At 63.3% G+C, this 512-nt stretch carries 1 protein-coding gene; it reads left to right on the top strand.

Annotated elements, in window-relative coordinates:
* Positions 1-512, top strand: a 512-nt coding sequence (locus IG178_RS25185; protein WP_193215294.1) for a cation:dicarboxylate symporter family transporter, incomplete at both ends; no start/stop codon positions are given.

Raw genomic sequence — 512 nt, 5'->3', positions numbered from 1 at the left:
GTGGCTGCTGATCACGGCCGCCGTGGCCTACGGCTCCACCATCTGTGCCGGCCTCATGGCCTTCGGCACCTCGATGGCGCTGTTCCCGTCGCTGCTGGCCGATGAGACCCACGACGGCGGCGCACTGAGCGATCCCTCGGAGGAGTCACTGTCGTCGTTCTTCAGCATCGAGATGCCCCCGCCCTTCGACATCATGACCGCGCTTCTGCTCGCCTTCTGCGTGGGCGTGGGCATCACGATGGTTCGCGGGACCACGCTGAAGAGCGCTCTGGAGGAGCTGCGCGACATCATCATGCTCGTGGTCACCCGCATCGTGATCCCGCTGCTGCCGGTCTACGTGTTCGGTTCGTTCCTGTCGCTGACCATGAACGGGCAGATCGGGACGGTCATCTCCACGTTCTTCAAGGTGGTCATCACCGCGTTCGTGCTCACGATCATCCTGATGCTCCTGCAGTACGTGATCGCCGGGGCCATCGCCAAGAAGAACCCCATCCGCCTGCTCAAGAACATGC

It is taken from the genome of Neoluteolibacter marinus (assembly GCF_014904755.1).
Taxonomy (GTDB): Bacteria; Verrucomicrobiota; Verrucomicrobiia; order Verrucomicrobiales; family Akkermansiaceae; genus Haloferula; species Haloferula marina.
Note: the sequence above shows the minus strand (reverse complement) of the source record. Positions and strands in the feature narration are given on the sequence as shown.